The organism is Psychrobacter sp. JB385 (assembly GCF_900163785.1).
Classification (GTDB): domain Bacteria; phylum Pseudomonadota; class Gammaproteobacteria; order Pseudomonadales; family Moraxellaceae; genus Psychrobacter.
The window spans coordinates 855,228-868,636 of record NZ_FUKN01000013.1 but is presented as its reverse complement, the minus strand read 5'-3'; the positions used below and the strand labels follow the sequence as shown (position 1 = coordinate 868,636).

The window sequence follows — 13,409 nt, the reverse complement described above, 5'->3', positions numbered from 1 at the left end:
AAACACAAATTAAAGCAAAAAAGACAAAAAAATCTGAAATTAAGGGTAGCGAGGAGACTAAAATCAAGCCACAAACCGTACTCATCAATACATATTTGACAGTCGTGACCGTGTTGCATTTCTGCTAGCATACTATTTATGAATATAAATAATGGCAGTCTCAGTGTGCCATTGATGGTTATCGTTTACTAGTGTAGATGTCAGGATTATAATAACTTGCGACGATGAGTGTCGTTTTATGGTTCTATTCATAGCTACTAAAAAAAGAAAGAAGACCACTGCCCTTTGAATTGATTTCCAACACATTACATAAACTTAACTTTTATCATTCACGGAATGAATTAACATTATGCTTTTACGCCCCATTGATGCTATTTTTGTACATCCAAAACAACGCGTATACGTGGTGTATTATCGTGGCGAGTTATGGCAGCTGCCGCGTATGAAAATCGATGACAGATCATGGCAAAATAAGCGCCTCTATACCGATGACAGCAGTGGGCTTTACCTCAGTATTCACCAAGCCATTAGCGATCCTATATTGTCACAAAAATTGCGGACGTTAAATTTGCCTATGGCAGTGCATGGCAGCACATTACCACGCTTCGAAGCATGGTGGGAGACCCATGGTTTTAAATGGCTTAAAGATAAGCTCATGAAAGGACAGTCGCCACTAGCAGCCCATCAAGCATCTGTAAAAGCGATTGACAGCCAACCGATTTCCTCTTCAAACGCCTCTCCCGCTGAGATTGGTGAAAGCAATCATACGGGCAATCAAGGTGACGTACCTGCTGTAAAAAAGGACGTTTTTGCAGAAATGTTGGCAGAGTTAACTGATGAAGTGCTGCATCAACCGCTTTAAATTAAATAACAGGTCACGTGTCTCACGTCACCTTTGAATCACTCACGAACAGAAGATCGGTCACATATGAAAGACTACAAGCTACTGATAGCTGGACTAATTTTACTGTTGATACTTTGTATTGCTCTCTTCACTTGGTTATGGGTTAATAACCGTAAAAATACCAATCCACTGCCTATCATGGCTAGTGAAAACGAACCTAAGGTAATCGCTGAAGACGATAGCGAAACGCCTACCTCCGATAGTATGTTACATATACAAGCCGAAAAAAGCTTACAAGAGGCGTTAGACGAGGTCATTATCCGTTTTGAATCACGTTATCCAAGCATCAAGGTTGAGGCAAACTACGTGCCTTCTCGTACTTTACTAACCCTGTCTGATGACGCTTTTAGCAATGAAGTGAACTCAGACTTCATTGTCAGTACAGACATGATTATTTCAAACAGTAGTCTACCCAAAAAACAACTAGCGCCTTTACAGGCAGAGCTAAAGGCGGCTCAAGATAAAATCAACCAAAACAAATCTGATAGCAGTCAAATTGTTGAAGATAATAAAGACTCAATTATTGAAGATAGCACGGATATGGAAATAGGTGATGATAATCATACCGATACTCGCACACTAAATTCCTATAGCTATGCGCTCAAAGGCGATCAAATGCTTGAAGGTGTTATTTTGACTGATAACACTGCTGCGATTAATTTTCGTAATTTCTTACTTTCTAGTGCGGGGCAAGATATATTAAAAAAACATGACTATAATAATATCGAAGGTTATAAAAACAGTGTTAATGATTTGTTTAGTCCAACCACCTCATCAGAAAAACCATCAAATGAGACTTCTGTAGACGTCGCTGATGCTCTTAGTAACGGCAAACCATGATAAATTGCCTCTATTTGGGCTTTGTGGATTGCTTTTATGATGGCTTTTTCCTACAATGTCACTCCATAGTGCGCCTATAGCTTAACAGGATAGAGCAGTTGCCTCCTAAGCGACCGATCGGGGTTCAAGTCCCTGTGGGCGCACCATCAATTAGTATCATATAACCCCATAGCCTATACGTTATGGGGTTTTTTATTCTCCATCAGAAGACAGTGAACAAAAAACAATGATAGATGTCATCCAAGCTAACGACCGAACATAATAATCAATGATAATCACCATTCAAGACACACCTGTTACCATCCACCATTTCATTTTAAATCAGATAGTATGCTCTTTATAGAATATCTATCAAAGAGACACATCAAATTCTATAATTTCCTCGATAAATTTGGCTTCAATAGCGGACAAAGCGCGATGCTTGTGCCAGAAAATATATATAGGTATGTCCGCAATCCCATCACTTGGGGGCAGGCGTCTAAGCTTAGATGCGAGATGAGTCGCAGCAACAAACTGATCTGGCAAAGCGCCTATACCATATCCTGTGTAAATCAATCGAACCAGCTCATCTAAATTATTTGTATAAGCACTAACATGGCCAGTAAAATCATGGGCTTCTTTAAATAACATTATTGGCGAGAGAACATCACCAATCGCTTCGCTATTAAATGCAATAAAATTTTCTTCTAATATATTACTAAAACTCAATTCCTTCACCGAAAATAAAGGATGGTGATAGCCACAATATAGATAATAACGTTGATTGAAGAGCATCTTTTGATTGAGTGTATCGGATGTATGCTTTGCTAAACAAATACCAATAGCGGGATTTTTTTGCTTTAAATCATTTAAAATATCCATACTAGATTTGACCGTCAAATCTAGCGTAATATTTGGATACTTTTTTTTGAAATAGACTAAAAAATCATTATATTTTGGATTGTGCAGTCGACTAGCAACCAACAGTTTAATATGACCTTCCAATAGATGTAAGTTAGTACCTTTCATCGCTTCAATAGACGTAATCTCAGTGAATATTGTTTGAGCCACTTGAAGACAATAGCGACCAATCGGTGTAAGCTCCAGCGGCTTGGTATTACGAATAACAAGCTGGCTTTCGAGTTGCTCTTCAAGCTTTTTGAGACTTTGACTAACAGCAGATTGGGTAATATTGAGACGATCAGCCGCCGCACTAATACTCCCCTCTTCGCATATAGCAATTAATACGTGCAGTAATGTCCAGTTTAAATTGTCTGCTAATTTCCGTTGTATCATGGTAATTTCAGCACTTATATTCTAAATATATTGATAACCAATTAACATGAAAGGTCTGCCAAAAATACGTCAGGCTCAGTCTCTGCGATACGTATTTAACCGCTAATTTTTTAGCGCCTTTCATTATTGTCCTCAGTCTATAATACAATACAGCTAGAGATAATGGGCCAGTATAAATGCTTATTTATTGTATGGCTTGTCATGATCCTTCCTTGTCACGACAAGCTAATGGATAGCTAAGGTGTTAGCTCATCAGGATCTGTAATCACATGCAGCAATACGGTCTTACGCTCTTTTGTGACGATTCTCAATGCATCGGTCACACTAGTTGCGATATCTTTGTTATTATCAATTCGTATACCATGTGCCCCAAAAGCATTGGCGAGTGCTGCAAAATCTGGGTTCTGCAACTGAGTGCCAGACACTCGATCTGGATAATGCGCTTCTTGATGTTGGCGAATGGTACCAAATTGCTGATTGTCCATTAAGACAATTAAAACAGGCGCATCATAACGAGTGGATGTGGAGAGCTCCGCCTCATTCATCATAAACTCGCCATCACCAGTAACCACTATCGATAAACGTTCAGGCGACTCTAATGCAGCTGCGATACCTGCCGGCACACTATAGCCCATTGCCCCATTTCTACTACTCAACTGACTTGGAAAAATATGCGTTGGTAAAAACTTCTGTGCCCATAGGCAATGATTACCTGCACCAAAGCTATATACGGCATCTTTTGGAAGGATTTTTACCAGCTCTTTCATCACCAAAGTCATGCTGGCGTATGTCTGATCAGTATTTGTTTGCTCAGCACTATCAGTTGTTACGAGTATTTCTGGAAAAGCACAATCTTTTCTTTGCTGCTCATGACAATAGTTAAACCAAATCTCACGCGACGCTGAACTTGCCAGCGATGCTTGGCTGATTGCTTTGATAAAGCTAATAGGACTAGCGACGATATGCTCAGTCACTGAACCACTATGACCACGCAAGCTTGTATCTAGATTAACAACATAATTAGGCTTGTCAAAGGACTGGCGCAATTTATAACCATCACTAGCAACGTCCCCTAATACGGTACCTATCGTCAGCACTATATCGGCGTCTTCAATCAATGCGGCACAGTCCTCCGAGCGCCCATAACCTAGGTAACCTGCATGGGCAGGAGAGTCAAAAGCCACTCTATCTGAGGCGCGCCAGTCATGAATAACAGGAATGGCGTTGTCTTCGGCAAACTTCGTTAGCTGAGCAGAAGCCTCTGTCGTCCAATTTTGCCCTCCTGCAAAAATCAGCGGCTTTTTGGCAATGGATAATGCATTCACTACTATATCAAGCTTGTCATCACTTACCGCACCTTCAGCGATGGGAATCACCGGATGCAATTGCCCATGGAATTCTTGTTTGATAATATCTTCAGGCAGTCCGACAACCACAGGACCCGGTCTACCCTCTAACGCCGCATGAAATGCTTTTGCGACAATCTCAGAGGCTCTTGACACTTCATTTAATATTAATACGCGCTTACATTGACTGCCAAACCACTGATTCGGGTCAAATTCTTGGAACGACTCTCGGTTTCTATCAGAAACAGGGATAAGTCCAATGAACAATATAAGCGGTACACCATCTTGCCAAGCCGTGTGAATACCAGTATAAGCTTGCGCCGCACCCGGTCCACGAGTCACCATAGCGATACCAGGCTGACCCGTAAATTTACCATGGGCATCTGCCATATAGGTACAAGCTGCTTCATGTCGACATACGATTGTTTGGATATCAGCATTATATAATCCATCTAATACCGATAGATAACTTTCACCAGGAACCACATAGGTACGATTAACCCCATGTAATTGGAGACTATCTACAATTGCTTGACCGCCATGTTTTAAACTAGTCATCTTTTAGCTCCACATTATTTTAAATAGTTTGTCAGCTACTAAATATTACTACTGTTATCACTGGTCATTAACGACACAACAATAACTAACAAGACTGAGATTGGGAAACCAATAAATATCGGATGCAAACCAAATGGGTGTCCAAGTATTTGCCAAGTTACTGCAACGATTAAACCAACCCACATGGCCACTATGCCACCCAATCGAGTCGCTTTTTTCCAGAATAAGCCAGCAATCACTGGTGCTAACAAACTTGACACCAACATAGCGGCACCCGTCACCCATAGACCAACCAATTTTGGGATAGATAGCGCTAGCAGTAAAGAAAAGACTGACACTAGCAAAACTGAAAGACGACTATACTTTAACAAGCGACTGTCAAGGTCTGGGCCATCCTGCAATCTTGGTTTGATGATATCGTTGATAATTGAAGAGGCGCCAGCCATACAAAAAGAATCGGCTGTTGATATGACTGTTGCAAGCAGAGCAATAATCATCACTACAATCATTGGAAAACTAAATACGTCTCCAATCACTATGTAATAAGTGAGGCTAGAATCAATGTCTCCTAGATTCAACCCAAAGCGGGCCATAACACCGATAGCAATAATCATAAAAGCAGTCACAGCACCTAAGACAACAGCTATCCAATATCCGTTTCTGGCTATTTTAGCGCTGCCAGCAGCCCAGAATCTTTGCCACAAGTCCTGTCTAAGGAACTGATAAGCGCCAATGGTTAATAGGTAAACAAACACTTCTGAAGGCGAGATACCAAGAATACTCAAAAATTCACTCTGATTAGCAAGTTCGGCTTGTGTAGACACTGCTTGCAAGCCGCCAGACGCCAAGATTACGGTTACAAACAAGATAAACACACCAACGGTCTGTATCGTTCCATGAAAGGCATCTTGCCAAATCACGGACTTCATTCCACCGTAATAGGTTTTTAACGTCAGTAAGACCCAACTGATTAAAATACCCGTTGTTATATTTAATCCCATTGTCAAATTAAGTATGGTGGCAATGGCTGCAAATTGCATTCCGGTCAATGAGCTATTGGCAACCAAAACACTGACCACTGTGGGAATTCTAGCGCCCTCACCAAATCTTAAAACCGTATAATCTGCAATGGTTACCATTTGATATTTTTCGCCAATTGCCCGAATTCTCTTTAAAAAGAACGCCAGCATCAGCACGCCTGATATGAAAATCGCAAAATTTAGCCATTGTTGTCCCATTCCATATAAAAAGCCATTCTGCATAAAACCTAATAACGTCGCACCACCAACCGCAGTGCCTACAAACGTTAGAATAAGAGGAAAGATCGATACGGATCTTCCTGCAACGTTATAATCGTCATATGTCTTAATACTTTTCTTATTGATATAAAACGATACACCAAATAAAAATAAGAAATATATCACTACTAAAGAACCTAAAATCAAACTTTCATTTGAACTATACATAATCAAATTCCCTATAGATTGTTGTATATTCTGTAGTAACAATCACTCCAATATCAATACCGAAACAACTGACCACTTTCAGAATGGAGGGAGGTTCTTATATTGAACATCCTTGTTATATTATTAAGTCGAGCCATTATCCTCATAAATGTTTATATCGGTCACACTCAAGCATTCATAGACGATGAGTCATTATCAAAATAAACTAATTCATGAATGCTGTAGGGCATAGGAGCGTTACTGATTTATAGAGCGCCTCTATACTTTACGATCATGAAATACCGATTGAATGCCCTGCCCATGCTACCTATCAGTTTTCTATAATCGCTGTTTCTAACACCGCATGTAACAATACATTCGTGCCTGCAATCGCCCATTCAGAGGAAATCTCTTCATCTTCATTGTGCGATATACCATCCACGCACGGACACATAATCATCGCAGAAGGTGCCACATCTGCTATCCAAAAAGCATCATGTCCAGCACCAGAGCAAATATCAATATTTGAGTAGCCCAACTTACTGGTTGCATTACGAATGATGTTTAATAACTTAGTGTCGAAAGCGACAGGATTTTTGTGCCCTACTACCTCAATTGAGCAGCTCACATCGAGCGCCGATGATATTTGATGCACCTTAGCTTTTATCTGATCACATAACTCATCAAACTTATCTTGTGCAGCCGCCCTTATATCTATGGTGAATACCACCTTGCTCGGAAGCACATTACGAGAGTTTGGAGAAACATCAATCTTGCCCACTGACACTGCGGTATTGGGTTGGTTGTCCATGACCAAATCATGGGTGACATGAATTATTTTGGCCATTGCCAAAGAAGTGTTTGACCTCATGGTCATGGGTGTCGAGCCAGTATGGGCAGCCTTGCCTGTCAATGTCACTTCAAGAGCAGCCAAACCTTGGCCATGCGTCACCACCCCTATTAACTTATCTTCTGCTTCTAAGATGGGACCTTGTTCAATATGATATTCATAATAAGCCTGTATTTTAGGCTCCCCAACAGGCATATCGCCGAGCCAGCCTGTGCGTATTAGCTCATCTTTTATGCTAATGCCGTCTGGGTCTTTGCAATGGTATGCGTATTCGAGATCATATTTATCAGCATAGACGCCTGATGCAATCATGGAAGGTGCAAAGCGTGAACCTTCCTCATTTGTCCAGTTTGCGATAACGATTGGGTGTTTAGTTTTAATGTTATGTTCATTGAGTGAACGCACCACTTCTAGGCCAGCCAAAACGCCCAAGATACCATCATATTTACCGCCTGTAGGCTGCGTATCAAGATGAGAACCTATCATGATGGGTCGTACATTTGGATCAGTACCCGCTCTAAAAGCGAACATAGAACCAAGCTCATCAATTTTCACCACCATATTTTCAGCGTCACACCAACTCTTGAAAAGAGTACGACCTTCACTATCTTCATCTGTTAGCGCCTGTCTGTTGCTGCCACCAGCAATACCTGGACCAATCTTGGCCATATCCATCAAAGAGGCCCATAAGCGACTCTCATTGGCAGTGATCTCAGTATTTTTTATCATTTTAGTCTGACCTCTAAAGGTTTTATTTTCGTTAGATAGCTCGATAAACAATCAATCACTGACTACAACTAGTCATTATCGATGGTCCTTTCCGCAGTAAACCCAGAGAGGAAAGCTTGTAAGTTTTCATTGAGCTTTTCTATGCAATATCCTCCTTCGACCAGCACAATGACAGGTTTGTTTATTGCTTGGATTTTTTCTGCCAAAATCTTGAAGCCTTCGGTGCTAACATGACATTTGGCTTGTGGATCATCTTTATAAACATCAAACCCTAATACATGAACAATAACGTCTGGGTCAAAGAGTTTTAGAGCGTCGATTGATTGATCGACGTAATGAAAAAATCCAGATTCATCGGTGCCATGTGGCATCGGAAAGTTGATGTTATATCCATAGCCCGCCCCTACACCTCGTTCGTGCTCATGACCTGCGACGACTGGGTAAAAATTGATAGGACTGCCATGTACAGACGTATATAACACATCATTACGGTCGTAGAATAATTCCTGAATGCCCTGACCGTGATGCATATCCGTATCTATGATGGCAATTTTTTGAAATTTCTGACGAAGATGTTCAGCGATGATGGCAGCATTATTTAGATAACAAAAACCACCTGCCGCGCTCTTGCGAGCATGATGCCCCGCAGGTCTGGTTAGACATATTTGCACCTTGTTCTCATTAGAGTTTTGATGATCTGCATCATTCAATAAGGCCTCGGCTGCATTAAGTGCCGTTTGAGCCGACCAGTAAATAGACGTCCATGAATGTTCACCAATAGGGGCACTACCATCCGCTTGATACTTAGCGGCTTTTGCCAAAATACCTAAGCCATCATTATTATTTGGCATATAGATAGTAGTCTGGACCTCTTCACCCATGTCTTCGTCTACCGCTATCCACTCACTATAGGCATTCTTCAAAAAATTCACGTACCCCAAGTCATGCACTGCTAAAATCGGGGCAATACCTATCTCGTCAGCCATCATAATTTTCAAGTTTAGAGCTTCTGGTGCTTTTAAAAGCTCAGTCAAACGCTCAGGCTTTTCTTGCGGCTGACGCATTTTCCCTCGAGAAAAATAGCTTTGCGGATGATGAAGCATTTGATTTTCGTGGTTGTAAATTTTCATTTTGAACATTCCTTTGTTTGTAAAGCATTTAAAAAATCGTATTAAAAATCCTAATATACTTACCGAAGCATATTTGGCTATATCTTATGGTAGATAGCTAAATTTAATAGGTTTTACTTGTTTTTCTCTAATATATGTTGCTGAAAAGTCACAGTCAAACGTTATAAATTAATAGTATTTATAAGCACAGCTAATAACTTTTGATTGATCATGGAAAATGTAATGCGAGTTTTATAAGCAGAAGTTAGCGTTAAAACACTGATAGATTAGAAGTAATAATGCAAGTGTTACTCAATTAGCAGCATAGAGCGAATCGGGACAAGCATGTATATGTGATGATCTAGTTAGGTGCTTAAGATTGGTATTGCAGAGGTAGAATAGATAATGGACAGCATGAGCTGGCTTATGGGTAAAGAGAGGTATCAGTAGAATAGGGAAGAATAATTACGCTATGACATAATTTGTTGAGTATGGCTTGTAGAATGCGCTAACACTAAGAATAATTAGAAGTTGTTCAACGCCGCAAGCAGGAAGAAAGAAAACCTTGATTATATATTATCATAAAACCCCATACCTTATACGGCGTGGGGCTTTTGACTGCCAAATACTTACTCTAATAGACTGTAAAAACGATAAGCAAGGCCCAACTGTTTATAGACGTTTGTTTCAGCCAAACAAATTAAGTAACATGATCAAAAGCCATAATCGCCGCTTTTTTAGTCTCATCAATATTTTTCTTTTGGCCACTTTCTTTATCGAGATATACCAGTACCGACTCGCCTTTGGCAACGATAGTATTCATAGCCGTACTATAGTAAGTGTATTCATGAATCAAGCTGGCATTGCCAATTTTCTTGACTCGAACGCCAATCCATAAGGTATCGGGATAAGTTACAGGTTTGAAGTACTGACAAGACGATGCTGCCATGACAGAAAAAGTCTTTTCATTAAATAAATTCAATTGACTGTTATAGTAAATACGAGCATTTTGAGCGTAAGTGTAATAGACCACATTATTGACATGACCAAAAGAATCCATATCGCCCCACTCTACTTGTTGAGAGTAAATGGCAGCAAAACCATGCATAGGGTGACGCTTGTCTTTATTAAGCGTTTCTTGTATTTCTGGTAATATACCTAAAGCCTTCATATTATTCTCGTCTCGTCATGCCGATAGATGTACCTATCTATTTATAAATCTATGTATAAACTGGCCTATGAATACACCTACTAAAAGAAGCAGTAACCTCAAATGAGGGTTGTATGATTATTAAGAAGCATTCTTTGAATCAAATCAGTTTTTCTGCGCACATCATCCGCATTCTTTTTTTATCAAGCTTTCCCACACTGGTTTTTGGCATTTCTGATAAAAACTTGATTTCGTTTGGTACGCCATACTTTGGCAGATATCCTTTTTCCACTGCCTGATGGCCTAACGCTAAAATATCAGCCGCCTTGGTATCGACATAGTCAGGTTTTAAGACGACCAACGCTAACGGTCTCTCGCCCCACCTTTCGTCTGGTATCCCAATTACTGCCACATCAGCGACACTTGGATGAAACGAGAAAATAGTCTCAACTTCAAGCGAGGATATCCATTCACCACCAGACTTAATCACATCTTTTAGCCGATCCGTAATACTCAACGTACCACTTGAGGAAATACTGGCAATATCTTGGGTATGCATCCAGCCACCTTGCCAGAGCTCATTCCCAGCATCTGAGTTTTTAAAATAGCTTTGGGTCAGCCAAGGCGCTCGAATAACCAACTCTCCTGTAGATTTACCATCCATGGGTTGAGGCTTGCCATTTTCGTCCCATATCTCCATGGAGACGAGCATGATTGGCGAGCCAGAAAGACAGCGATAGTTAAGCTGCTCTGGCGTTTCCATTGAATCCGTTTTATCATCAAATACCGCTCTAGATAACACAGGACAGGATTCTGACATACCGAACCCAGACATGAACTCGATACCGCTTTCAATGGCCGCTTTGGCTAAGCCTTCATTGAGCTTTGAGCCACCTAACAATAATTTGAGACCATCAAACTTACGTCCTCGCGCAGCCATCTCCTTTAATAACATCTGTAAAATTGCTGGCACGCCATGTGAGAGTGTCACCTTGTGCTGTTCAATTAAGTCCACCAACCTTGGGGCGAGGTAGCGTCCCGGATACACTTGTTTGAGTCCTATCATGGTTGCTCCATATGGCCAACACCAAGCGTGCACATGGAATAGCGGTGTCATTGGCATGTATACATCATTGTAGCGAGCGCCTTGACCTTCAGCATTTAATGCGGATGCTAGCGTACTTGCCAGCGTCTGTAATACGATTTGCCGATGGGTAAAAAAGACACCTTTTGGGTCGCCTGTTGTGCCACTGGTATAAAATGTCGTGGCAATGGTGTTTTCATCAAAATCTGGAAAATCAAACGCGTCACTGGCCGCAGCTAATAGGGCTTCATACTCCCCTTCGACATAATCCGGCATACTGACTTGCTCAGTTCGTGGCTCATATTCGCTATACTTTGTGTTATCGAGCTTTGTGTCGTCGAGCTTCGTCTTATCAAACTGTGTGTCATCGAGCCAAACAACTTTCTCGATAGAAGGTGCATCCTGACGATAGTTTTTTGCCATTGGCTCAAATTCAGCATTTAACAACAACGCTTTCGGTTTGGCATGATTGATGGTGTACAGTACTTTGTCTTCAGCCAGACGCACATTGACCGTTTGCAAAATCATGCCAGACATAGGTACAGCAAAATAGGCTTCAAGGTAACGATGACTGTCCCAATCCATAACAGCAACCACATCACCAGCTTGCAAACCTATGGTTTTAAGCACGTTTGCCAAACGGTTGACGCGCTTAAAAAACTCAGCATACGTATAAGTGACCTTATCAGCGTAACTAATGGTTTGATTGGTAGAAGCAATCTTGGCACGATTGAGTAGTTGTTTAATGATTAAAGGAAAACCATAAGCGTCTTGAGCTTGCTGATAATCCTCATGCTGGTTAAGTATCGAAGTCATTATTGTCATCCTTGATCATAAAATAATGTGGCGAGAACCGTAGTAATAAAGGTAGCGTAGAAGATTTATACCCGTTCTATCACCATGGCAAGTCCTTGCCCAATACCAATACATAAGCTGACTACTGCATACTTGCCACCAGTACGCTGTAGCTCGCGCGCGGTGCTTAATGCAATTCTTGCTCCTGACGCCCCAAGCGGATGCCCAACAGCAATTGCTCCGCCATTGGGGTTGACGCGCTTGTCATCAAAATCAATATCTAAACCTTTGAGACAGCCCAGTACTTGTGAGGCAAATGCTTCATTAATCTCAATGATTGCCATGTCATCAAGGGTTAAATCAGCCCGTTTTAACGCAAGCTTAATAGCTTCAATAGGGCCTACGCCCATAATATTTGGCTCAACACCCATGGCACCAGACGCAAGAATCTTGGCAATAGGCTTGAAGCCTAACTTTTCTTCTGCCTGTTTTGAGCCGATAATTAATGCAGCGGCGCCATCATTGATGCCTGACGCATTGCCTGCGGTGACGACACCTTCTTTATTCAGCGGTTTTAACTTCTGTAATGCTTCAACCGTAGAGCTGGCACGTGGATGTTCATCTTCCGTTATCGCTTTTTCAGGGAGTTTTTTGCCTTGCGATACCATAATTGGTGTTATTTCATCGTCGAAGAACCCAGCATGTTTGGCAGCTTGGTATTTAGCTTGCGAAGCGGCTGCAAATTTATCCGCAGCTTCACGACTGATATCATATTTACGCGCCACATTATCACCTGTTTGCGGCATGCTATCGTTGCCAAACTGCTCTTCGATGAGAGGATTAGGGAACCGGCTGCCGATAGTGGTGTCGAATACTTTACATTCACGACTAAAAGGCTGCTCGGTCTTAGCAAAGACAAAAGGCGCACGGGTCATTGACTCAACACCGCCTGCCAAAAATATATCGCCCTCATTGCAAGTAATGCTACGCGCTGCATCAATGACGGTTGACAATCCTGAAGCGCACAGGCGATTGACGGTTTGACCTGGTGTTTTTACATCTAACCCTGCTAGCAGCGCAGCATTACGGGCAATGTTGCGTGAGTCTTCGCCTGCTTGATTGGTATTACCGATCAATACTTCATCAAAAATATCGTTAGGTAGTTGATGCTTTTCCACCAAATTCTTTATCACCGTGGCAATCAAGTCGTCAGGACGAACCGTTGCTAAAGCGCCACCATGCCGACCAAACGGGCTTCTTAATCCATCATAAATATAAGCATCTAACATAACTGTTCCTTGTTGTTGTTTTAGAATGTATTTGA

General features: G+C 41.4%; 10 protein-coding genes and 1 tRNA gene. 3 read left to right on the top strand and 8 right to left on the bottom strand.

Annotated elements, in window-relative coordinates:
* Positions 1-349 precede the first annotated feature (349 nt).
* From CZ794_RS10860 to CZ794_RS10850, 3 genes are all read left to right on the top strand, one after another.
* Positions 350-862 carry a hypothetical protein gene (locus tag CZ794_RS10860; protein WP_087041592.1) on the top strand — a complete coding sequence of 171 codons (513 nt, stop codon included), beginning with the start codon at positions 350-352 and terminating at the stop codon, positions 860-862.
* A 66-nt stretch (positions 863-928) separates the two neighbouring features.
* Complete coding sequence (locus tag CZ794_RS10855; RefSeq protein WP_087041591.1) at positions 929-1,744, top strand: hypothetical protein; 816 nt, start codon at positions 929-931, stop codon at positions 1,742-1,744.
* Positions 1,745-1,814: 70 nt separating this feature from the next.
* Positions 1,815-1,890: transfer RNA gene (locus tag CZ794_RS10850), tRNA-Arg, on the top strand.
* Between the two features lie 205 nt (positions 1,891-2,095).
* Here CZ794_RS10850 and CZ794_RS10845 read toward each other — a convergent pair.
* The 8 genes from CZ794_RS10845 to CZ794_RS10810 all read right to left on the bottom strand — a co-directional run bounded on the left by CZ794_RS10845 (position 2,096) and on the right by CZ794_RS10810 (position 13,374).
* The gene (locus tag CZ794_RS10845; protein WP_087041590.1) at positions 2,096-3,019 is read right to left on the bottom strand and encodes a LysR family transcriptional regulator; all 924 of its coding nucleotides are present in this window, start codon (positions 3,017-3,019) and stop codon (positions 2,096-2,098) included.
* Positions 3,020-3,255: 236 nt separating this feature from the next.
* Positions 3,256-4,923, bottom strand: a complete 1,668-nt coding sequence (locus CZ794_RS10840) for a thiamine pyrophosphate-dependent enzyme (protein ID WP_087041589.1) — start codon at positions 4,921-4,923, stop codon at positions 3,256-3,258.
* Positions 4,924-4,961: 38 nt separating this feature from the next.
* Positions 4,962-6,389 carry a sodium:solute symporter gene (locus CZ794_RS10835; RefSeq protein WP_087041588.1) on the bottom strand — a complete coding sequence of 476 codons (1,428 nt, stop codon included), beginning with the start codon at positions 6,387-6,389 and terminating at the stop codon, positions 4,962-4,964.
* A 310-nt stretch (positions 6,390-6,699) separates the two neighbouring features.
* Positions 6,700-7,947, bottom strand: a complete 1,248-nt coding sequence (locus CZ794_RS10830) for a Zn-dependent hydrolase (RefSeq protein ID WP_087041691.1) — start codon at positions 7,945-7,947, stop codon at positions 6,700-6,702.
* A gap of 68 nt (positions 7,948-8,015) precedes the next feature.
* Complete coding sequence (locus tag CZ794_RS10825) at positions 8,016-9,077, bottom strand: histone deacetylase family protein (RefSeq protein ID WP_087041587.1); 1,062 nt, start codon at positions 9,075-9,077, stop codon at positions 8,016-8,018.
* Positions 9,078-9,756: 679 nt separating this feature from the next.
* Entirely contained in the window at positions 9,757-10,227 is a 471-nt protein-coding gene (locus tag CZ794_RS10820; RefSeq protein ID WP_087041586.1) for a thioesterase family protein, read from the bottom strand.
* A 139-nt stretch (positions 10,228-10,366) separates the two neighbouring features.
* Positions 10,367-12,106 (bottom strand): long-chain-fatty-acid--CoA ligase, encoded by a 1,740-nt coding sequence (locus tag CZ794_RS10815; protein WP_087041585.1) that lies wholly within the window; start codon positions 12,104-12,106, stop codon positions 10,367-10,369.
* A 65-nt stretch (positions 12,107-12,171) separates the two neighbouring features.
* Positions 12,172-13,374: a 3-oxoadipyl-CoA thiolase gene (locus CZ794_RS10810; RefSeq protein ID WP_087041584.1), complete on the bottom strand. Its 1,203-nt coding sequence runs from the start codon at positions 13,372-13,374 to the stop codon at positions 12,172-12,174.
* Positions 13,375-13,409: the final 35 nt, after the last annotated feature.

What these genes read in the sequence shown, in the direction of transcription:
- CZ794_RS10825 (WP_087041587.1), bottom strand. Translation starts at nt 9,077, where the DNA reads ATGAAAATTTACAACCACGAAAATCAAATGCTTCATCATCCGCAAAGC.
- CZ794_RS10835 (WP_087041588.1), bottom strand. Translation starts at nt 6,389, where the DNA reads ATGTATAGTTCAAATGAAAGTTTGATTTTAGGTTCTTTAGTAGTGATA.
- CZ794_RS10840 (WP_087041589.1), bottom strand. Translation starts at nt 4,923, where the DNA reads ATGACTAGTTTAAAACATGGCGGTCAAGCAATTGTAGATAGTCTCCAA.
- CZ794_RS10815 (WP_087041585.1), bottom strand. Translation starts at nt 12,106, where the DNA reads ATGACTTCGATACTTAACCAGCATGAGGATTATCAGCAAGCTCAAGAC.
- CZ794_RS10845 (WP_087041590.1), bottom strand. Translation starts at nt 3,019, where the DNA reads ATGATACAACGGAAATTAGCAGACAATTTAAACTGGACATTACTGCAC.
- CZ794_RS10830 (WP_087041691.1), bottom strand. Translation starts at nt 7,947, where the DNA reads ATGATAAAAAATACTGAGATCACTGCCAATGAGAGTCGCTTATGGGCC.
- CZ794_RS10820 (WP_087041586.1), bottom strand. Translation starts at nt 10,227, where the DNA reads ATGAAGGCTTTAGGTATATTACCAGAAATACAAGAAACGCTTAATAAA.
- CZ794_RS10855 (WP_087041591.1), top strand. Translation starts at nt 929, where the DNA reads ATGAAAGACTACAAGCTACTGATAGCTGGACTAATTTTACTGTTGATA.
- CZ794_RS10860 (WP_087041592.1), top strand. Translation starts at nt 350, where the DNA reads ATGCTTTTACGCCCCATTGATGCTATTTTTGTACATCCAAAACAACGC.
- CZ794_RS10810 (WP_087041584.1), bottom strand. Translation starts at nt 13,374, where the DNA reads ATGTTAGATGCTTATATTTATGATGGATTAAGAAGCCCGTTTGGTCGG.